Source organism: Pedobacter polysacchareus, from assembly GCF_019802255.1.
In the GTDB taxonomy this organism is placed as follows: domain Bacteria; phylum Bacteroidota; class Bacteroidia; order Sphingobacteriales; family Sphingobacteriaceae; genus Pedobacter; species Pedobacter polysacchareus.
Window position 1 is genome coordinate 699,531 of sequence record NZ_JAHYSS010000003.1, and the last position, 21,722, is coordinate 721,252.

Sequence of the window (21,722 nt, forward strand, 5' to 3'; positions counted from 1 at the left end):
TTTTTTAATTATACAAACATTTGTTGCAACATAGCTTTTTTGAAAGCTTGTGTTTCCATTATTTGTTCATTGACTTTATCAATGCTTTCATCGATGGCTGATAGGAAATCTCCTATTTTTTGTTGTTCATCAAAACAAGGTGTAAAAAATTTAAAATTCGAATATTCCTCCGAATTAACGCCTGGCTGTCCAGATCTCATTGACATAATTCTTATCCACTTTTTATAATTATCCGATTTAGTTTGATAAAAAATAAATCTCGAATCAAACCCTTTCTTTATGTGGAATTTAATTAAGAATCCCGCAAAAAACAGTTTACCATCAGACTCAGAGTACAAATAAGTTTTTCCAGTGCTTGCTCCTGTTCTTGTAAATAATAAATCCCCCATTTTTAATAAAAACTCATCTGAAAATTTATCAGGTGATGTTATCCCTTTCTTGATAAACCTATTAGATAATTCATCAATATCCGTTATTCTTAAATAGCCGTTGACTCCATCGTAGGATTTGGCAGATGAATTTAGTCCATATTTCGGTTTATAAGAAACCTCTCCCAATCTCTTTTCTTCCCAATCTGAAAAATCATTCCCATTTTCGTCTTTGAAGCGAATTTGTTGTGAAAAGAGTTTTTGCATCATCGCTTTTTTGTAACGTGATAGTTCGATTTTCTTTTCTTCTAACAAATTGATTTTTTGATCGATACTTGATAAATAATCAGCTATTTTTTGTTGTTCGAAAAGGGATGGGAGTTTTATCCCTATTACTTTAAGATCTGCCCCTGTAAACCCTTTAATTGAGGTTCCTTGAGAGATAGAATAAAGAATATCTCTATTTTTATATAAGAAATAACCTAGGTAATAATTAGAAACAATTTTATTATCCAGAATTAGGTTTGTAAAGTCTTGACTAGTGCAAATATCTACATTGGTAATTACAAATTTACCGACCCCAACTCTTGAAACGACTAAGAGGCTTCCTTTTGGAATAATTTTCGTCGCTGAATTAGCTACAGCATATTCTGTAAGATATCTGGTTATATTAATCTTAAAAATATCGTTTTCGAGTACATCTGAGCTAGATATCCACGGAATAGTCCCATTCCAAAACTCTTGTTTATTAGTACTTGGCGTACCTCCGCCTTTAAAAGTTGCGATATCACCTATTCTTTTCTTTTCCCAATCCCCAATAAACCCAGGAAAACGCAATTTCGGCTGTAATGTTCCCTGCATATTAAAAAGGTTTAGGAATGTTTAGTTCTGCACAAAAAACTGCTAATTTTTCATCTACTAAAAGCATTTCTTGATTAATAGCTGCTAAACGTTCTGTTACTTGTTTTACGTCAATGGTCTCTTCTTCCTCAAACGTATCTACATAACGTGGAATATTCAAATTGTAATCGTTTTCGGCAACCTCTGCTAAGCTTGCCAAATGACAATATTTATCTATGGACTGTCTGTTGGCATAAGCAGAAACAATGCGTTCAATATCTTCGTCACGCAGTTTGTTTTGAGTTCCTTCTTTGATAAAATTTCCTTCACCACTGGCATCAATAAATACAATATTGTCATCCGCTTTACGACATTTTTTCAAGACCACAATGCAGGTCGGAATACTAGTTCCGTAAAATATATTGGCGGGTAAACCAATGACGGCATCAATGGCATTTAACTCTTTAATGAAATACTCACGAATCACCCCTTCTGCTGCACCACGGAATAAAACTCCATGCGGAAACACCGATGCTACTGTACCATTATCTGCTAACTGGTAATACATGTGTTGCAAGAAAGCAAAATCAGCTTTAGTTTTTGGTGCCAACTTCCCAAATTGGTTGAAACGAGGATCAGAAGCATTTAAGGTATGAGTATCGCCTTTCCAGTTTGCCGAAAATGGTGGATTAGCGACAATAGCCTCGAAACGTTTTTCAATATGGTGTGGTTCTTCTAAAGTATCATCTTGCTCGATGTTGAAACGTGAAAAATGCACATCGTGCAATATCATATTCATTCGAGCTAAGTTGTAGGTAGTTGGATTTAATTCTTGTCCATAAAACTCAGCCACTTTGGTTTGTTTTGCTACGCGTAACAACAACGATCCCGAACCACAAGTTGGATCATACACCGAACGGATTTTATCCTTTCCTAAGGTTACAATTTTGGCTAAAATGGTAGAGACTTGTTGAGGCGTATAGAATTCGCCTGCCGATTTCCCTGCTCCAGCGGCAAAATTAGAGATCAAATATTCATAGGCATCACCCAAAACATCGGCATCGACATCCTTTAACTGGAAATCAATTTCGTTCAGCTTTGTTAAAATCTCAACAATAACTTCATTACGTTTGTCAGGTGTTTTTCCTAATTTCTGAGAAGCTAAATCCATATCCTGAAACAATCCGTTGAAGTCATCTTCAGATTCAGTTCCCATTGTGGTTTGCTCGATGTGATTTAACACTGCTTCTACCTTTTCAATGATGAAGTTATCAGCCCCTTTCTCCGTCCCTAACTTCGTCAATACATCAAACAATTGATCTGGCGCTAAGAAATAACCTAAGGTATGAAGAGATTCCTGTTTAACAGCTTCTAACGTTTCTTCATCATTAACTAGCGTATATTCTTTAATAGGTTCATCAGCTAATAATGTATTAGCATAATGATGTTGTTTTTCTGATAGGTATTTAAAAAAAATAAAACCCAATATATAGTTACGATATTCGTCTGCGTTAATTCTTCCTCTTAAGGTATTAGCAATATCCCAAAGCTTTTGCTCTAGTTTTTGTTTTTGATTTTCTGACATTATGGTTGTAAATTATGGGCTAATGGTATTTTATACGAATGATCAATATAAAAAAGGGCATTATACACCAAAATACTGTTTTTTTAACGAGTAATTAATACAGGAACCTATAAAACATTTCTGGACAACAATAATATCACTGGTTATTAGCTAATTAAAGTAAGGATATCTAATCGCCGTTTTTTTTATTTTCTGCAGATACCGCCACCCACTGCTATGTTATGACTGAAATCTTTACCAGCAGTAGTAGAAAATTTTATTTAGTTAATAGAATGTTATTTGAACTGTACTTTAATTCACATGGACTAATCAGAAGAAAGGGGCTTAAAAGTTTAGCGATTGATCTATTATTCAAATTGAAAACTCATCAGGATTTTGCTTCTTCATTTGACATGATTATTGATCAGTTACTTTGATCAACTGGTCAAGTAACTGATCAATATTTCCGAAAGTATCCGGAATGTGCTGCCTTTTCATCTCAGGGCAAAGATAACCACAAGGTAGCTTACATTAAAAAGTTACTCCGTCCGCCTATCAATCAGCTATTCATTATAAAAACCACTACCGAAAATTTTCTCTACCTCTTCCCGATACTTTTTAACCTCCACTGGATTTGCGTACATTGTGCTAAAGGCGCTGCCGCCTTCCCAATCTGTTGTGCCAAAGCCATACATGCTTGATTACGTGTACGGTAGACAAGTGCCCTTGAGCAATGTAACAATGTCGAATGCAAATTGTGAAAAGTGGGTTTAAGTTCTAGCAAATACCTTAAAAAAAGTTTAAATTATATAGGGAACTTCCTTTAAGATCTCAGGAACATCAGAATTAACTTTAGGGCTACTCAAAGATGAGGAAACAGTATAAGCCACCATATCTTCATCCCCTTGTGGCTGCAATAATTCAATTATACCTTGCTTTGGCTGACTATTATCAATCCAGGCATCCAAGTTTCTTGGTTCTATCATTAATGGCATCCTGAGTTTTGTGTTATGTATCTCTGCCATCATAGGGTTTGCCTCTGCGGTAATAATTGAAAATGTACCTATTAATTCGTTCCTCAACGGATTTTTCCAATGACTATAAATACCGGCTAATAAAAAAAACGGATGTTCTTTAGGATGAACAAAGTAAGGGATCTTTTCTTTTCCAACATGTTTCCACTCAAAGAAACCGTTGACAGGAATAACACACCTCCTTTTTACAATTGAATCTCTGAAGGACGGAAGGTTAAATATAGTTTCAGCTTTTGCATTTAGAGTTTGGTTAGACAGTTTTTTAGCATCCTCTGGCGTTTTGACCCAAAATGGAATTAAGCCCCAATTATAGTTGAATAGAGCCTTCTGCCCATCATTGGCAATAACCGCCAATTTTGGATGTGCAAACCCATTTGCATGGAAATGCTTGGTGTATTCTGATTCATCTACCATTGGTAAATCAAATGCTTTCTTTAGCTCTTCTACTTCTGCTTTTTGGGTCGTATGATAACACATAGTTTTTGGTCTATAAACGATTATCGATTGCTTTACCTATTATTTCAACGTATGGTTTGAGTATCTCTTCATGACATTCCCATTCATTTTCACACCAAATTGCACCCAATGAATTACCATTTTCATCGATTACAGCGAAGGTCTCTCTTGTACCTGGCTCGTCAACGATTGTAACGGTCTGTTGTTTTCCATCAATAAATAGCTCCATACTTAGCAGTTCAATTGATGGTAAATTTAATTCAACAAGTATTTCCTTGCTCTCCCCTTCTTTAGATAGGTATATTGAAATATAATCCTCATTCGGAAAATGATGAGGCAGTACATCCTCCAAAATCCCTGCAAATTCGGTTAAATCAGTATCCGAAGTGACTATGATTGAATAAACATTATAAGGAGTACCGCTAACATCTAAGATGGTTTCAGCAAAACTTTCTTTTAGAATATCAACCAAGGATCTCATATCCTAATTTACTAAATTTTTAGCTTCTAATTATTCCTTTTTTCTGGTAATAATCGATAGCCTTTTTACTAAAGGCTTCCAACTTCGCTTCTAAATCTTCCTCAACTACACGATTTTTTTCTTTAAGCCTGTGAAGCTGTTTATGGCCAGCCTCAATACCGCCTATAGGATCCCGGATAACTACGTTTTCCAATATCAGGGTAATCCTATGGTTGGTATATTCTTCCTTCTTAAATTCCTGATAAAACTCCTCTGGCGTGTACCATTTTCCTGTTTCTTTACTATATAGCCAAAAACCACATCTTATTGCTTCTTTATATAAAGGAAGCAAACTGGTAAAACTCCCCTTCTGCTGACCAAAATAACTAATCCCCATAACACCACAAAATTACTAAAAATATTAGTAATTAAAATCCTATTCTAATTTTATACTAGAAAAGATCTTCTATCTAGTATTATGGCTTTTAGATTGGGTTAAATTAAATCAACCCATCATCTGCAAAAGAATAATAACCATTATCAGGAGTCAGAATCAAATGATCCAAAATCCTTAGGTCAAGAAATTTTCCAACCTCAATTAATGATTTGGTGATGGTAATATCTTGAGGACTTGGAGCAAGATTACCAGAAGGATGGCTATGTGCTAGAATAATTGCACTAGCACTTGCTTTTAAGGCCACTCCGAAAATCAGTTTAGCATCTACAACAACGGCCGATACACCTCCTGTTCCCACGTTAAAATAGCCCAGAACCCTGTTATTATAATTCAATAGCAAAATCTTAAATTCTTCCCGAAGGGCAATTGTATTCTTATCCCAGCAACTATAAAGCGCCTTATATCCATCCATTGAGGAAGTAATTTGTGGTCTTTCATAGGCTTTAAATTTAGGCAGGTAACTGATTTTAATTTCTGCGATTTTTGATAGGTCATTTTGAATTTTCAGGGTTTCCATAATTTCAGATTTTTAAAGATTTAATTATGGAAGCCTTTCTCCAGCGGCTGGCATCATGGGCAAAGTGGAGATTCAAAAAATGTGGAGGCTCCCGAAGGGATACCCATTTTTTGAATACTACTTTGGCGCAGCGCACCCATATGCTCAGCACGATGGAGAACTTCGCTGAATAATTAATTCTTTGAAAATCAATATGGACTAAATTTCAAACCTTATAAAACGAACCATAATTCAAAATCTTTCCTGCATAAAAAAAGCCATACCCAAAAGGATATGGCCCAGAAACACATTTAATAACCCAGGCAATATGCGTTAATGCTGGATCAATGCATTTCCTCTCCCCTATTATTTAATTACTTGTTATGCTTTATTGCTGTGACTTCCTTACGTTGCTGATTAGCAAGGGTTTTCAAAGCTAACATTCCTTTTCTAAGTCTAGTGCCTGCTGCTGAATTTCCTCTGTTATAAAATTTATCCGCATCAACCTCAATTTGAGAGATAAGCGTTTTAATCTGATTAAACTTTTCCATGGTAATTAAGTATTTATGTGAAAAATGATGAATTGTTAAGCCTAAAGCCACTTATCTCGAAAGTTCCTGACCTGTTGAAAGCTCCTTATCTTTCGACTGCCCAACTTTCAAATCGAAGGTGTTTTCTTTGGCCTGAACTTTCTCAAACTGATTACGCTTTTCAAGCTTGCCATCCATTGTAAAGAAATTAAGATTTCCATAGCGTGGAACGGCTTCCAGTTGCAATTTAACCTCCTTCCCGTCTTTAACCGCGGAGATAAGCGCACGATCACCATTTTTCAGCTCAGCTTCTAATTTTTGCCTTTGTGAAGGATCATCCAGTTCTTTGATTCGGTATTCGTTTAGCACATGTTTTAGATCATAACCATACTGGGGATCCATAAACTGCTGCATCTGAAAATTCCCACGATCATCTTTACCCTTCTCCAGATCTAACTTCACCCATGCCTTATAAGATTCCCCGCTATTATACTTTACTAAATCATCGCGGTAAACCGACCTTCCCTGAATCAAATTGGCTGATTGTTGTGCAGTGAAGCCCCTCCCCTTGTCCACCCATATATTCTGTGTTACAGGTTTAGAGAAATAGGTATTTCTAAATTCATTACTAATAAAGTTTACCTTACCATTTTCCATATTGGCGATTATTTTTCGATGTTGGGGATCCTTTCCAACAGAAAGTTCAGCAGCGCCATTTTGCGATTTGAAATGATCAATCGCCTCGGTCAGATTTTCAATTCGCTTGACTGTGTTCTTTCCATCCGCTCCAGCTACAATGACCATGTATTTCTGACCTTCTTCAAGACCTTTGCCTTTATTATGAGCCACCTCATAGCGATTCAAGTAGTAATAATCCGATTGGCCAGATTGCTTGAAGTGCAAAGTGAAGTCAACCTGTCCCTTATCCGCAGCAATGCTATCATTAAGATGAAACTGCGGAATGTCATTTCTCATTTGTTCTTCCATGAGCACCTGCAGCTTATCACTAAATCCCAGGGCTTTCATTTCTTGTTTCAAATTCTCCAGATTGTTTAAATTCATACCGCGTTTTTATTAATTAAAATTCTGTTGATTGGATTTATTATTACGTAGCAGCACCGGCTGGCCTGCTTCCAGCTTGACCTTTATCCTCCGTACTTTTTTAGAAAAGAGATTTTTTGCAGTGTTGATCCCAGCGCCAGCAGCTTGCACGCCAATGGACTGATCTATATTCAAAAACTGCATGCTCTGCAAGGCATTATCTGTTCCACCAGAGACTGCATCCCCAAATACCGCCTCAGGCGCATTAATCCCCTCCATGCCATCAAGTGAGTAAACAGTCAGATCAACGGGAACAATAGAAGTTCCAAGCCTGATATTTTTAATGTTTAGCAATAACCTTTGGTTCATCAACTGGCAAATGCCAAATATCGCATGGCCCTTGAAAAATAGCTGTCCCGCAAGAGTCACACTGTCCTGTAAAACAAGTTTAATAGTTGCTCCTTGCACGGCTTTTTGGTGATTTGCAATGATGGCTGGAATAGCCCTGAACAGGCTATCGGATTTTAACAATTTCGTTAGCTCCAGTCGTTGTTGAACACGGCCAGGATGTTGTATATCTAAAATCCCTTGTAACATTCCATTCAGCTGCTCCATTTCAGGATCAGCAGTTTTATTCTCCTGCATGGATTTCATAAGTCCCTCCAACCGGTCAACATCCCCTTTTAAAGGATCCTGCTGCAACTTTGTACTTCCTAAAACCATAGGGGGAACTAAAGGTTCCTCTTTCCTATTCAATTCCCTATCCAATAAAGACAGCTTTTGAGTAATGGCTAAAGTCTGAGGATCTTCCTGATTTCCTTTAAAACCTAATCGCCCAGCTACTGATTGAAGCCCATTATCTTTAATTTTCGCAGAATCCCTGTCGGATTGCTGATAATAACCATACTTATCCTGTGGCTGCTCGCTGGTAAAAGCAGCATCAGGTAAGTCCCTATTGATGCCTCTTTTTACGGATTGTTTTTCCCTTTCGGCATCCCTGAGAAAAAACAGGTAATACCCTAACCCCAGCAGGGGAAAAACAATCAGCGGAAGAAAGAGCAGGATCTTCCGCTTTGTTACCTTTTGTTTTGTGTTCATATTTAAATGATTAAAATGGATTAAAAAGATTCATTAAAGCCGTTATCAACAGGCAGGCACAGTAAGTAGTGAATACCAATAGAGTCAACAATAAGGCGTAGATCCAATAGCTCCTGAAACGACCGTTAATTTTATGATTCAAAGCATCAGCAATACTCCGTTGAAAGACATGTATTCTCCTAGCTATACCAGGCTTAAATAGGTAGGGACGAACTGGAATAATGCTTTTGCGAATTGATTTATAGAATCTCATGGCCTTAAAGATTTAAGGGTACATCCAAATTACTGATCGTCTCCCAGCGCTGGATCAGAAAACCATGTGGATTGTTATCAGTCTGGCTTTTTAAGTCCCTGACTTCCCCTGTTGTTACCAGTTTCCGCAATACCGTGCTACTGGATCGGATCAACTTTTGAGTAGCATAACACCTAAACTGATATGGGTATGCATTTAAATCAAGTGCTATACTATCCACTTCAATTTCCTGACTAATATTCGCTGAAATCAAATTGCTGTAATAACCTGATTCTTTAAGGTTGTCGTATTGTCTCTTTGCTGATTCATCCGCCAGATAAAGTGCTTTTGTCATGTTGGACAGTATGGCCTTTTCATCAGGATCCATACTAAAAAAATACTGGTGAAAGGTTTTGATATGGTCGCGTAATTCTACAGGGATATTGGATTTCCGGTCTGCTGCTATGGCCTCCAGAACTTTACCATTATACAAAATATGTATCCTGCTCTGAGCCTTGTTGGCAAACTCATAACTTTTATAAATGCCAAAACAAAGGATAAGCACATTAGCCAGGATCAGATAAATGCTGAACCTTTTGATGTGCTGAAATGCCGTATCAATATTTTTAAACTGTGTAAACATGATAAATGGATTTGATGAAAGAATGATAGTTATTTGCCCGAGAGCTTATCACGAAAATAATCCTGACCGGATCCTTCTGCCATTCCATAGGCAGTGTTGCGATGGCCATCTCCATTTCTGTCGGCAACCATGCCCCCAGATTTTCCTTTTGAGGCGGCCATTCCGCTCACCGTCCCCATAGCCGCAGCTCCAGTGCTCACTACCATAGAATTGACTTTGCTCAACATCGAGTTACCACCGCCTGCATGTACCACGTAATTGGCTACCGTTGGCACAGAGAAATAACCCAGGATTCCAATGATCATAAATATCAAGTAAGCGGTATCCGTACTAGAGAAAAAGGTATCCCCACTCTGCTGGACTTCTGAAATATCAAGTTTTAACATGTTCTGCTGGATTTTTCCCAGAATGGCACCAAAAATATTGGCGATTGGTAGCCATAGAAAAATATTGATATACCTGGCGATCCAAACCGTTAATGTATGCTGCAAACCATCATAGACTGCTAAACCTAAAACAATAGGCCCAAGTATGGCAAGGACAATCAGAAAAAAGGTTCTCATGGTATTGATGCAAAGTGCTGCAGCCTGATAAAGCAATTCCAACACCTCAGAAATAAACTGCTTAAAGCCGTGTCGCATTTTATAATCCTGCCGATCAGCCCAGAACTTGATGTCATTTCCAATACTTTCCATCCAGCCTTCATCAGTTCCGGAGGTTTTGTTAGGATGACTGAGTTTATACCATTTTGCCCTATCACCTCCCCCATCTGTGCCCACATAAGCCTTCCAATTGTCTGTTTTCTTCAATTCCAATTCCTTCTTTTTCAGCAAAGCCTTTATCGCGGAATCAGAATTCAGTTTCATTGCTGATGTTCCGGCAACAGTTACACTGAGCACACCGTTCATTACACTCAGCAGTACAGGAAACAATAAAATAGCAAGACCAAGCGTAAAAGGACGCAACAAAGGATATACATCCACTGGTTCAGCGGAGGCAATCTGTCGCCAAACTCTACTGGCTATGTACCATAGGGCGCCAAAGCCAGCTACAGCTCTCCCTAGACTAATCATGTCCGAACAAAGCGGAATCATCTCCGCATAAACCTTATCCAGTACCGATTGTAACCCACCCAAATAGCCTGCAGCTCCCTGGGCATACACTCCAATTGGAAATCCGAAAATTCCCAGCAGCATTAATAAACAAATAAGCGTTCTTGTATACATAAAATAGATTTAAGGATATAAACTCATCACCTCGCGCAACTCTCGCTGCTGAATTTCCCGCTGAGCGGCCAGCAAACTAGTCTCGGTATTGAAGCTTCTCAGAAACATCAGTTTATCCTGTACCCGCTCAAAAATCTCGTCGATAGCCCGAAGCCGTTCATCATCACTCATTCGCAGTTTGGAGGAAGTGATCACCATTAACAGCTCATCGATGTGATCCACACTTTCCTCAAATAACTGCTGATAAACTCTGCCTAAATATTCCAACTCATCCATGTTAAAGGCACCTGAAGACCTGAACTGAACAAAAGCAGCCCTATATTCAGTAATGATGTTCTTCTGGTAGGTTATGATGTCGGCGACCCTTCTGTATTTTTTCACTTCCGGACTGACTAACATTAAACCATCGAGGAAAAACTCATGCAAAGAGAAATTACCCTTAGAAATGTTCCGAATCAGGTTGTAGCCCCCACTAACTACAGTCCAGCCCTTTTTCATGTCCTGAAGAATATTTTTCAACTGGCTTAGTTTCTCTACATTCAGAAGCAGTTGCTGGACCTCGGTAGATTGTGCCTTCAGCTGAACAGGTGCACTCAGCAATAGCAGCATGAGTCCAAAGCAAACACATAGCCGTTTTGATTTATTCAATGATCCCATAATGATATTTTAACTTTTGAATAGATATAATTTCATTTTCCTTGGCCTGAACAAATGCATAAACTTCCTGACAAAAATCCTGGCTAAACTCCAGCTTCTCCCGCATGGCCGCAGATAGCTTATCAAGCCGAATAATCCGCTGGTCAGTGGTCATTTCTACTTTTCCTGAAACCACAACTAAAGCAAGCTCCTCCAGATCTTTCAAACATTCCTCAATGACACCCGCCTGTACTTCCCGTACATACAACTTAGCTTCTGTCGTCAATAACCCATTCCCATTAATCCGGTTAAAGGATTTTAGAATCGAAGCTTGATCGGCAATAATCTCTGCTACTTTAAAATGGCCAGAGATTTGAGGACTAACCAGCTTTAATGAGGATATGAAAGTGCGATGCAATCCGAATTCTCCATTACTAAAATCCTTGATGGTATTAAGACCATATCCCACTAACTCATAGCCCTTTTTGGCCTGCCCGATATAAAACTGTAGCGCGGCAATTTGCTGTAAAAGGTATCGTTTTTGCGTCTTCTTTTGCTTAAAAAACTCTCCAAAGGTTTGCCCCAGTACTGTCCCTGAAAAACCAGACAATCCGAAGGCAAGCAATAACGCCAACCCATAAAGTTTAGTTTTCGATGCCATAGATTTCCTTTAAAGTCACGATCTCATCCAATGATTTAGCGCGCCCGATACTCAGACCAATATTTTGTCCATTAAATTGTTTGAGATCAGTATAATTGACATCCATCTTTTCAGCTGCCTCATTAATAATTTCCAGCCGTTTAGCATCAGACATCTGAGTCTTAAAGGAATTCACCACCAGCAGAACCTGATCAATATTCTTTATACTCTCCTCCAGTATCCCAGCATAAATCTTTTCCATATTATCTAATTCGGCCGCAGTAAAATGTTTATCTTTTTTGAACAGGTTCCAGGCCCATTTATATTCATCCATGATGGCCACCTGCCGCCCAGTCAGATCCTTAATTCTTTTGTAATAGGTGATGGCAGATTTGATCTTCCAGAGTTCCTGATAATAGCCCTGATATAAATCACGCTGTTTTTCCGTCCAGTCTGCGATTTCTCCGAGCTTTAGCTTAGAGAGTTGATTCTCCAAAGCCTTCTGTGCATTTTGCAGCCAGATGGTTTCATTCTGGAGACGCTGGATCTTCAAATCAACAGCTTTGATTACCTTCTTTACCCCTGCCCGGATTACTTCCAGGACAGCTACCTGTGCGGTCGCGCCTTTGGGCAAAGCCACAAATAGCGTCATCGTACTTAATGGCAGAATGACCATATATTGTTTCATAAGCTTAACTATATTCATATCCAAAACTTGATTATTTACAACCTCTTTAATGTTTATTGTTTTTAGCCCTGAGCTCCTCAGCCAACATCAGTATCCCCTTTTGCATACTACCGTACTTATGAGCATACTCCTGTACCATCACCCTTTCCTTTTCTTCGGTGGTATAGCAGAGGTACTCTTCCATGGAAACCTCAGTTCTATAAATTTTACTGTGCTGCTGCCCCAAAGCGATAAATACTTCCTTGTACTTTCGAGTAGGATCATTTGCTTTGTTCATCGATAAAATCTGCGCTTTCTGTTTATCATCCAGACCTAAAAGCTCCTGTAAAAGGTCAAACTTGTTCTGATATTTACTCTGGTCCAGCAGGATCTTGCAATCGGAATTGTTGATGATGGCTTGTTTGACAATAGGTGAAGAAATGATGTCCTCGATTTCCTGTGTTACTACTATCGGTTCTCCATAAAATTTACGCATGGTTTTGTATAAATACTGGATGTACTCGGCCATTCCTTCTTTAGCTATCGCTTTCCAGGCCTCCTCAATCAGTACCACCTTTCGAATCCCTTTAAGCTTCCTCATTTTAGAAATGATGAGCTCCATAATGACCAGTGTCACCACAGGAAACAGGATCGGATGATCCTTTACATTATCCAGCTCAAAGACAATAAAGCGTTCATGCAGCATATCCAAGTTCTGGGAGGCATTGAGCAAATAATCAAATTCTCCTCCACGGTAATATGGATTTAACACATAAAGGAAATTGCTGATGTCAAAATCCTTTTCTTTAACCTTACCATCCTCCAATACCTTTAAATATTCATTCATCAGGTAATCATAAAAGGAATTGAAACAAGGAAAAACATCGTTGTACTGGCTTAAATAAGCATAATAGCCAGTCAATGCATTTGAAATCGCTACATATTCTGATCTACGATAAGGCTCATCATCCTTTTTCCAAAGCGCTAACAGTAAGGTCTTTATGCTCTCTTTTTTCTCAGTATCCAACGCCTCTCCTTCTGCTAGAAAAAAGGGATTGAACTGAATTGGGCTAGCTTCAGAATAGGTGAAGTAATAACCTCCTAGCAGCTCGCAAAGACTTTTATAACTATGACCAATATCAATCAACACACAGTGAGCTCCCTGCTGATGGTAACTGCGTATGATGTGGTTTACCAGAAAGGATTTCCCCGATCCAGAGCCACCGATCAGCATTTTTGAACGGTTTGAGGTCCATCCCAGTTGCATGGGCTCGTCAGAAATATCCACATGTACCGGTTTCCCAGTCAAACGATCCCCAAGACGAATTCCAAAAGGACTTAAAGAAGACCTGTAATTACTTTCCAGATTAAAAAGACATGTGGCCTGCTCAATGAAAGTGTCAAAAGTGTCATTCATCGGGAAATCTGCCTGATTTCCCGGCAAACCTGCAAACCATATCTGTGCAGCTCCATCAGTCTCCAACTTGGCTACCCCATCCAATTGCGCCATTGCTGCACTAACCAGATTCTTACATTTTTTCATTTTGAACGCCTCATCTGCCCAAACTAAAAGGTTAAAATGGGCTTTAACAGGCTGTCTTCCTAAGGCAATCGCTTCGTTTAAAAAATCATTGACGCTATCTCTTGAAATGGCATTTTCACGGGAGTAAGCAGATAAAGACTGCAAACGAAGTTTCTTAGATTCAAGCCGTTTTAAAGTCTTCTGTTCATCCTCAATAAATAGATACTGATTAAATACGTGATTACAGTTCAAAAGTCCTCCCAGAGGTGAAGCATAACCAACAGAAAACTTAGTACGGTCGGTGCTATACTTATCGTAATTAATCCTGCTCCCCACCATTGCTGGCAAATCGGCCGTATCAGAAAGGCTGTATAGATCGGCATACTGATCACCGATTTTGATTCCACTATCGATATGAATGTCCCGGATTCCAGCAGCCCCGTCTTTAGGCAATAAGAATAAATAACGTTCAATAATCCCGGGTTGATTCGCTGTCCCAGAAAGGGCATCATCACCTAACTGCTCTAAAGTCACATAACCACTATCAGTTAATATCCGCTCAAACTGCCCCGCAGCATCCAAAAAATCTCCATATAAACCAGAGGACATCACTTGTGTTGGAACAATAGATTTCCTAAGGATATTACTGTATGACGAACTTGAAAGTTTCCTTGCAGATGGTTTCATGGTCAGAAACACAAAACATTCATGCTCCATAAATTCCCGCTCATTAAAGAAAGCTTCACTACTCCTGGAAAGTACATCATTCCCAGCCTTTTCATAATCTGCCCGATATGCGCTTTCAAAAAACCAATCAGACTTATGAAAAACCGTATGCGGTAACAATACCCGTATGGCCTTTACCCAGCTTTGGTGATAATTCTCATAATCTCTGTCAGATAATGTGAAAATCTCTGGTAGAGACAACCTGTAAGCAATGGTAATATCCCCATGCATGGAAATGATCGCATTGTGTTCCACTTTGTGAAGTGGAAAAATATCTGCTGCTTCTACCATGATTTCTTATTATCTAAATGAATAGCTGAACTTTTTAACCCGGTAAATAACCTGCGGGAACGAAAGATCAAGCTCTTAGGTAAACCACGTTTTGCCATAAGCTTCATCAACCCATGCTCACCAAACCGATGACTTAAACGAAAAACCATAAAGAAAAGCAAACTTCCTAAGCCCAGTATTACTGGTAAAATCACGATAAGGCCTGCTCGCAACAAGTACAAGACTGCAAAAGCAATCAGCAGCAACACCAAACCTATCGCAAGCCATGCAATGTATTGCCCTTTTAGCCCACGGAATTCAATAGGCTTAGAAACCCCTTTGTTGATATGATAGATGCTAGCCATGATTAAACCCCGAAAAAAGACTTTAAAACGGTAGCCACAACTACCAGAAAAATACATGAGCCAAACCAGGCAGAAGCCACTTTCGAAGTATCAGGCTCACCAGCATTCCATTTATTGAATACCTTGATTGCACCTACTAGTCCCACAACAGCGCCAATGGCATACATCAGGTTAGTCCCGGAATTGAAATAGCTTTTGACCTCGGTGGTGGCCTGCTGAATACCTGCAGTACCACTTTGAGCGTAAAGTATCATGCTTTGCAACACATTTAAGACACAAAGCACGATGGCCATTAGCCAGGAACTGGCCAGCATTCTCTTTTTAGAAGATGGAGGAAAACTCATATGGAAGGATTATAGATAGCGTGGAAAAAGGACCTTGAATTGGTAATCGAAAAGCAAGAATAAATTACCCTGGGCTTGCAGCTGCCACCTGAGCAGAGAATCTGATCAAATCAGCACTAATAATGCTCATCCCTTCTGGTAGCCTACTCTTTCCCATTATTTCAGCTTCCCTATCGTCAGCTGTATCTATTTCCACAGAAACTACACCAACCTTTTTATCGGCAGAGGCCGGCTGTTGTAAGGGTATACTGGACGCCAGAATCTTAGAATTAAAAAACACAGACAAATCCTTTCGGTAAAACAGCAACAAGACAGCCGCATACCATACAATTGAAAAGACAAGAAAGACAACCAGTACTCCCTGCCATGAAAAATATTGTAGTATCATAGACCTTTACTTCTCCCGGCACCCCATTGTGCCGGGAATACAAAAGCAAAGGTTCAGAGATTACAAAACTTCATTTCCCATATGGGATAAATAGCCTACAAAAGGCCTCTTACGCTTCCCCAGTCATCCTCATCGTCCATCTTTTTTATAACCGAGTCACGCATCAGATCCAGAAACTGTGTCCTACTCAGCCGCTTCCTGGACTTCATATTATCAAAACCTTTCTTAGGAACACCCAGGTTTACCCCGAAAAATTCACCGAGTCCTTCAAAAAACTCGACGATGCCAATCTCTCCCTCATTAATCTGTTTGTTTAAATGAATGGCATGGGCAACCTCGATCAAATTGATTGTCTCACCGGTCCATTTAAAGGGTTTCCGTAATTTACCAAACCTGTCTACCGTGGTACTGGATAAGCTTCGTTTAGGTTCGAGTTCATACAATAACGACAGTAGGTCTGTTCGTAGCCGCTCATAAGCCATGAATTTGGCAAACAACTCCGCAGTTACCGTACTATCAGCAGGCTCATAAGCTGGCACAACCGGAAGCAATACATTTTGAGGATCTGCATTCTCCGTAAAAAACAGAACATCAAGCTCCTGGCCTTTTAAACTGAAATACTTGTAATGAAAAGCATAAGCGTCAAAAAAGCGGGCAATCCTTTGAAGTTCCGCTTGGTAATGCCTTTTAAGCAAACACAAATTATCATGAGGTAACGCCGAATATACCAAGTGCTTTTCCTGGTAATAAATCAACAAACTTCTAAAACTAGGATACAAGTGTTTGTGGAAATTGATCTCCAATACTGGATCATCAAAAGGATGAAGAATCCTTAAATCTCCTAAAACGGAGAAAATCTGTGACTCCTGATCTCGCAAAATAGCGTTGTGATGTCCTTTAGATTGTGAGAGGATTTTCAACTCCTCCTCTAAAACTGTAAACGCTCTAAGCGCATTTTCATTCATGCCATCATTCATAGAAATATAGATTGATTAAGCCTGACTTGCCTGTTCACTGGCGACAACTTTTCACGAGGTCAGGTGAAATGATGGTTCAAAAATGTGCAATACAGCAACAGCACCCTATAAGGGAAAACCTTGATTTGCATAAAATAAGGGAAAACCCTTAGAACCAATTTGGACTTATTTTTTGAATATCCTTGAATAATTCATTTTATTCAAAATACCTGATGAAAAGCTATTTTTGTGACGGAAATGCTTATTTCTGTCCATTAGAATTTATTTACGAATAAAAAAAATTGAAGCCCATCTGGAACAATACAATTTTTAGTAAACTTGAGGCTAAGAGTTCAAACACTAGAATAATGATAAATAAGAGAGCTCCTGATGCTTGCTCTTCACCAAATAAGGATGGTGTTTTTATTTATGAAAATTATATCCTGTTATTACAGGTAAAAAAATTACATCACTTCCTTATCACCAAAAATTTCTTCAAAGATAGTTCCTGGAACTTTACTTAAGGCCATTTCTATCAAATACAGTTCTATAGCAAGTAATTCAGAATTAGATTTGTTAGATAGGTTTCTTAATCGATCGATAGTTATACCAGTTTTAGCTGAAATAATAGCTCTACTATTTTCTTCTTTTAATAATAAAAAACCTAGAGGAGTTGATGTTTTTTCTTGCTTTTTGTTTGCAATATCCTTCTTCCAATCTAATACGAGTTTAGCTTTTGGGAAGACTTCCATTAACATGTTCTTTAAATCAGCCTTGACTGCCTTATTAATTAGGTAAAACTTATCCGCCGTTAATCGAGATGTTATTCCACTAGATAATTTACTTAAATCAGATTTACTTAATCCCGTTTTAGAGCAAATTTCTGCTCCACTAATTTTAAAACTTGCCAAGTACGGTCCTAATTCATTAGGTTCTTCTATCTTCTTCAAATGATATTTTTTATTAAAAATACCTTCTCATACATGGGAAGACAATTATCATGCGATTAGTTTCTTTTATTACCGTTTATTGTGTTTTAATAGAAACAATTTTTGTATATTTGAGTATATATAAATCAACTTATGTAATAGGAACAATTAAAATAAGATTAAAAGCTATTTAAAGTCTTGCGACCCATCTCAGGCCGTTACACGCAAGGCAGCAGAATTTAATCCCCGACACTATCAAGAGAAGTGCTATATTTGTGCACTTACTGATAAGTGTGGGGTCTGCTGTTCACCCATGGTAACGTTAGGCCTGAGAACCAAAATGGGGTCATGGGATGCAGCCCCACACTTATTCTGGTTGCTACCCAAGCGAGGCTTGTTAATTCACAAGCCATGAATGCTCAAAACAAAACCAAATCTCACTTTGACATTTCTATCTTGAAAAAGATGGAATTAACTGTCAATGCACATTGTACTTTTAGTGGAATCAGCCCACTTGAACGACTCTTTTCAATCAAACCCAAAGCCCCTATTTGATAACCATACAGTACCGAATATTTATATCCTAAGCGTTAAAACCTAACCATTTATTATTCCTAAAAACTGTATGAAAAAAACGATATACTTACTCGTAATGGCTATGCTATGCCTAAATATTAAGGTTATTGCGCAGCAAACGACTGAATTCAAGGGAGAAGTCACGGGTACCTCAGGCAAACCATTAGCCGGTGCCACTATAAAAATCAAATCAGAAACTACGAAATCCACAACCGATGAAAATGGCATTTTCACTATAAAAACAAGTTTCGACGCCGGCACATTGATCGTAAGTTTTCTTGGCTACCAAACTAAAGAACTGCAATTTAATATTAATAAGGCAAGATATATCAACATCATTCTCCAAGAATCAGCAAATGCCTTAACCGAGGTTTCCATTGTTAGTACTGGATATCAGAATATTTCGAGAGACAGAGTTACTGGTAGCTTTGTGGTCATAGATAGTGCCCTATTAAACCGAAAAACAAGCACCAACATCCTCGAAAGACTCGATGGAATTGCTAGCGGCTTATTGTTTAATAGAAATAAGACTCAAGGTGGACAAAGTGATCTAAATATAAGAGGCCGAAGCACCATTAATGGGGAGGATAAGCCACTAATCATCCTGGATAACTTTCCTTATGAAGGTGAAATAAGTAACATTAATCCAAATGATGTTAAAACCATTGACATATTGAAAGATGCCGCCGCCGCTTCAATCTGGGGTACACGAGCTGGCAATGGGGTAATTGTAATTACCACTTACAAGGGGAAGTATGCCACTAAACAGCAGATTGATTTCAATACCAATATCACTGTAGGCAATAAACCTAATCTACACCAAATGCCTTGGTTTTCCGCATCAGATTGGATCGAGCAAGAAAAGTTCATTTATGATAAAGGAGGATACAATACAACGATCAACAATGGTTACGCTGCCATATCAGCGGCCGTGGAAATATTTAATCAAGCAAAAAATAAAAAGATCTCATCAGCAGATTCACTAAAGCTGATTAATCAACTGAAGCAAAATGATGTAAGGGATGAAATGTTGAAATATTTATACCGCCCTAGTTTAAACCAGCAATATGCATTAAATGTTAAAGGAGGCGGAATCAAAAATAAGTACTTTGTATCCATTGGGTATGATAAGAATCTAATGACCAAAATAACCGATAGTTACAATCGGTTGACCCTATCAGCAAATCATTCCTATCTATTATTAAATGATAAACTGGAGATCAGTACTGGTCTATCCTTTACTTCGAGTACTTCAGAAACCGGAGACACTTACATTCCAACATCACCTTATGACCGATTAGCTGATGATCAGGGCAATTCACTCGCTGTAAAAAATTTCTTTAGACTGTCCTATGTAGATACTGTTGGGAAAGGAAAATTGCTGGATTGGCATTACCGCCCATTAGATGAGAATCAAAGTAGATCTCAATACAAAACGACAAATTACACGTTTAATGCTGGGCTTAACTACACTATATTCAATGGCTTTAAAGCTACTTTTTTGTATCAACACCAAAAACAAAACGGTGTGTCAAAAATTAATTATGATGCAGATTCCTATTACACCAGAGATTACATCAATCGTTTATCTACTATCAATAAGACTACCGGTACGGTACAACAAGTTGTTCCTTATGGAGATATTTTCACAAATAGCGGAGCTCAATACGTGGCTAATTACGGAAGGTTTCAGCTCAACTTTGACAGAACACTTTCAGGTAACCATAGAATCACAGCTATAGGCGGTCTGGAGGTTAGAGATGGACGTACAGACAACCTTGCGCAAAAAGTCTATGGCTATAATCCTTCTACGGGCACCCATGCAAACAGCGTGATCAATTTTACAAATGATTATCCCTTATTTTATGATCCAACTAGTACAACAAGAATAGACCTTGGTCAGACCAGTAGTTACCTTCAAGACAGATTTGTATCTTATTATGCGAATGCCAATTATGCCTTTAAAGATCGATATGTACTCACGGTCAGTGCTAGAAAAGACGAATCTAATATTTTTGGGGTAAAACCAAATCAAAAAGGTGTACCCCTGTGGTCTACAGGACTTGCATGGGAGATCAGCAAAGAAAAGTTTTATGACCTTCCTTGGATACCATTTTTGAAACTCAGGGGAAGTTTTGGTTATTCGGGTAATGTGAGCAAAAACATAAGTGCCTATTTAACAGCTTCAGCTATTGGATCAAACTCTTATGGTTCCCAATTTAGCTTAATTGTCAACCCTCCCAATCCCTCATTAAAATGGGAAAAAGTTAAAGTGATTAATCTGGGTTTAGATTTCGCCTTTAAAAACAATATCATATCCGGGACACTGGAGCCCTATCTTAAATATGGTTTAGACCTTTTTGGAACCACGAATTTAGCACCACAAACAGGCCTTCTTACCTATCAGGGAAACTTTGCCAATACAAAAACCAGAGGACTGGATTTAACAATAAACACGGTTAATCTAAACCGAACACTAAAATGGAATACAACATTACTTTTTAGTATGGTGAAAGATAAGGTTACCCTTTATACTGCTTCCCGTAATCCCAATTCTAATCTGATAGCCCAAAGCTATAACAACCCTGTAGAAGGCAACCCCTACTTTAGCATCTATGGTTACAAGTGGGCTGGACTTAATTCAGATGGAGATCCACTGGCATATCTAGACAACAATCCAAGCAAAGCATATTCAAGTATTAGCAATTCATTAGATAGAAACAACTTGAAGCTAATAGGATCCGCTGTTCCAACAACCTTTGGGAGCTTAAGAAATACATTCAACTATAAGCAGTTCGATCTCTCCTTCAATATCACTTATCGGCTTAATTATTTCATCAGAAGAGTCTCACTAAATAATGCTTCAATCTTTGGAGCAAACGGTTTCCAAAGCAATATAGATTACAACCTACGCTGGCAAAACAAAGGAGACGAAGCTTTCACCAATGTACCCGCACTGGTTTATCCAAATATATCTCAAAGGGGCGCCATTTATACGAATTCAGACATTTTGGTTGTCAAGGCAGACAACATAAGATTCCAGGATCTAAATATTGGATATAACCTTAAGCAGATAATGCCATTAGCAAAGTATTTTTCAAATCTAAAAGTGTACACCTACATCACCGAATTCGGCTATTTATGGAAAGCCAATAAGTATGGAATTGACCCCGATCATTCCGGGACCTCCCTAGGGAGCCTTTCAAATCCTATGACATTTTCTTTTGGAATCAGTGCAACATTTTAAACCTTAGTAAT

General features: G+C 38.5%; 21 protein-coding genes. 1 reads left to right on the forward strand and 20 read right to left on the reverse strand.

Going from position 1 to position 21,722, the window contains the following annotated elements:
* Positions 1-8: 8 nt before the first annotated feature.
* From K7X70_RS10605 to K7X70_RS10700, 20 genes are all read right to left on the reverse strand, one after another.
* Positions 9-1,229 carry a restriction endonuclease subunit S gene (locus K7X70_RS10605; RefSeq protein WP_222537034.1) on the reverse strand — a complete coding sequence of 407 codons (1,221 nt, stop codon included), beginning with the start codon at positions 1,227-1,229 and terminating at the stop codon, positions 9-11.
* Position 1,230: 1 nt separating this feature from the next.
* Positions 1,231-2,793 (reverse strand): type I restriction-modification system subunit M, encoded by a 1,563-nt coding sequence (locus K7X70_RS10610; RefSeq protein WP_222537035.1) that lies wholly within the window; start codon positions 2,791-2,793, stop codon positions 1,231-1,233.
* A gap of 779 nt (positions 2,794-3,572) precedes the next feature.
* The gene (locus K7X70_RS10615; protein ID WP_222537036.1) at positions 3,573-4,283 is read right to left on the reverse strand and encodes an SOS response-associated peptidase; all 711 of its coding nucleotides are present in this window, start codon (positions 4,281-4,283) and stop codon (positions 3,573-3,575) included.
* A gap of 10 nt (positions 4,284-4,293) precedes the next feature.
* Positions 4,294-4,743: a hypothetical protein gene (locus K7X70_RS10620; RefSeq protein WP_222537037.1), complete on the reverse strand. Its 450-nt coding sequence runs from the start codon at positions 4,741-4,743 to the stop codon at positions 4,294-4,296.
* A gap of 19 nt (positions 4,744-4,762) precedes the next feature.
* On the reverse strand, positions 4,763-5,119 hold the full coding sequence (locus tag K7X70_RS10625) for a hypothetical protein (protein WP_222537038.1): 357 nt from the start codon (positions 5,117-5,119) through the stop codon (positions 4,763-4,765).
* A gap of 103 nt (positions 5,120-5,222) precedes the next feature.
* Positions 5,223-5,696 (reverse strand): JAB domain-containing protein, encoded by a 474-nt coding sequence (locus K7X70_RS10630; protein WP_222537039.1) that lies wholly within the window; start codon positions 5,694-5,696, stop codon positions 5,223-5,225.
* A gap of 353 nt (positions 5,697-6,049) precedes the next feature.
* Positions 6,050-6,226: a BF3379 family histone-like protein gene (locus K7X70_RS10635; protein ID WP_222537040.1), complete on the reverse strand. Its 177-nt coding sequence runs from the start codon at positions 6,224-6,226 to the stop codon at positions 6,050-6,052.
* 51 nt (positions 6,227-6,277) lie between these two features.
* Positions 6,278-7,267, reverse strand: coding sequence for a hypothetical protein (locus K7X70_RS10640; RefSeq protein WP_222537041.1), 990 nt, complete (start codon positions 7,265-7,267; stop codon positions 6,278-6,280).
* A gap of 12 nt (positions 7,268-7,279) precedes the next feature.
* Complete coding sequence (gene traM, locus K7X70_RS10645) at positions 7,280-8,344, reverse strand: conjugative transposon protein TraM (RefSeq protein ID WP_222537042.1); 1,065 nt, start codon at positions 8,342-8,344, stop codon at positions 7,280-7,282.
* Between the two features lie 257 nt (positions 8,345-8,601).
* Complete coding sequence (gene traK / locus K7X70_RS10650) at positions 8,602-9,219, reverse strand: conjugative transposon protein TraK (protein WP_182952635.1); 618 nt, start codon at positions 9,217-9,219, stop codon at positions 8,602-8,604.
* A gap of 29 nt (positions 9,220-9,248) precedes the next feature.
* Complete coding sequence (gene traJ / locus K7X70_RS10655; protein WP_222537043.1) at positions 9,249-10,445, reverse strand: conjugative transposon protein TraJ; 1,197 nt, start codon at positions 10,443-10,445, stop codon at positions 9,249-9,251.
* 9 nt (positions 10,446-10,454) lie between these two features.
* Positions 10,455-11,102, reverse strand: coding sequence for a TerB family tellurite resistance protein (locus tag K7X70_RS10660; RefSeq protein ID WP_222537044.1), 648 nt, complete (start codon positions 11,100-11,102; stop codon positions 10,455-10,457).
* Entirely contained in the window at positions 11,086-11,742 is a 657-nt protein-coding gene (locus K7X70_RS10665) for a hypothetical protein (RefSeq protein WP_222537045.1), read from the reverse strand. Before K7X70_RS10665 ends, K7X70_RS10660 begins: the two co-directional genes overlap by 17 nt.
* Positions 11,726-12,409, reverse strand: a complete 684-nt coding sequence (locus tag K7X70_RS10670; protein ID WP_255607074.1) for a conjugal transfer protein TraI — start codon at positions 12,407-12,409, stop codon at positions 11,726-11,728. The genes K7X70_RS10665 and K7X70_RS10670 overlap by 17 nt, the downstream gene beginning before the upstream one ends.
* Before the next feature lie 46 nt (positions 12,410-12,455).
* A complete protein-coding gene (locus K7X70_RS10675; protein WP_222537047.1) occupies positions 12,456-14,927 on the reverse strand; it encodes a TraG family conjugative transposon ATPase in 2,472 nt (823 codons plus the stop codon).
* On the reverse strand, positions 14,921-15,271 hold the full coding sequence (locus K7X70_RS10680) for a DUF4133 domain-containing protein (protein WP_222537048.1): 351 nt from the start codon (positions 15,269-15,271) through the stop codon (positions 14,921-14,923). Before K7X70_RS10680 ends, K7X70_RS10675 begins: the two co-directional genes overlap by 7 nt.
* A gap of 2 nt (positions 15,272-15,273) precedes the next feature.
* Positions 15,274-15,564 (reverse strand): DUF4134 domain-containing protein, encoded by a 291-nt coding sequence (locus K7X70_RS10685; RefSeq protein WP_255607097.1) that lies wholly within the window; start codon positions 15,562-15,564, stop codon positions 15,274-15,276.
* 115 nt (positions 15,565-15,679) lie between these two features.
* Positions 15,680-16,003, reverse strand: a complete 324-nt coding sequence (locus tag K7X70_RS10690; protein ID WP_222537049.1) for a hypothetical protein — start codon at positions 16,001-16,003, stop codon at positions 15,680-15,682.
* A gap of 95 nt (positions 16,004-16,098) precedes the next feature.
* Positions 16,099-16,980, reverse strand: a complete 882-nt coding sequence (locus K7X70_RS10695) for an RteC domain-containing protein (RefSeq protein WP_222537050.1) — start codon at positions 16,978-16,980, stop codon at positions 16,099-16,101.
* A 443-nt stretch (positions 16,981-17,423) separates the two neighbouring features.
* Positions 17,424-17,909: a hypothetical protein gene (locus K7X70_RS10700; RefSeq protein WP_222537051.1), complete on the reverse strand. Its 486-nt coding sequence runs from the start codon at positions 17,907-17,909 to the stop codon at positions 17,424-17,426.
* A gap of 604 nt (positions 17,910-18,513) precedes the next feature.
* Between K7X70_RS10700 and K7X70_RS10705 the strand changes: the two genes are divergently transcribed.
* A complete protein-coding gene (locus K7X70_RS10705; protein ID WP_222537052.1) occupies positions 18,514-21,711 on the forward strand; it encodes a SusC/RagA family TonB-linked outer membrane protein in 3,198 nt (1,065 codons plus the stop codon).
* Positions 21,712-21,722: the final 11 nt, after the last annotated feature.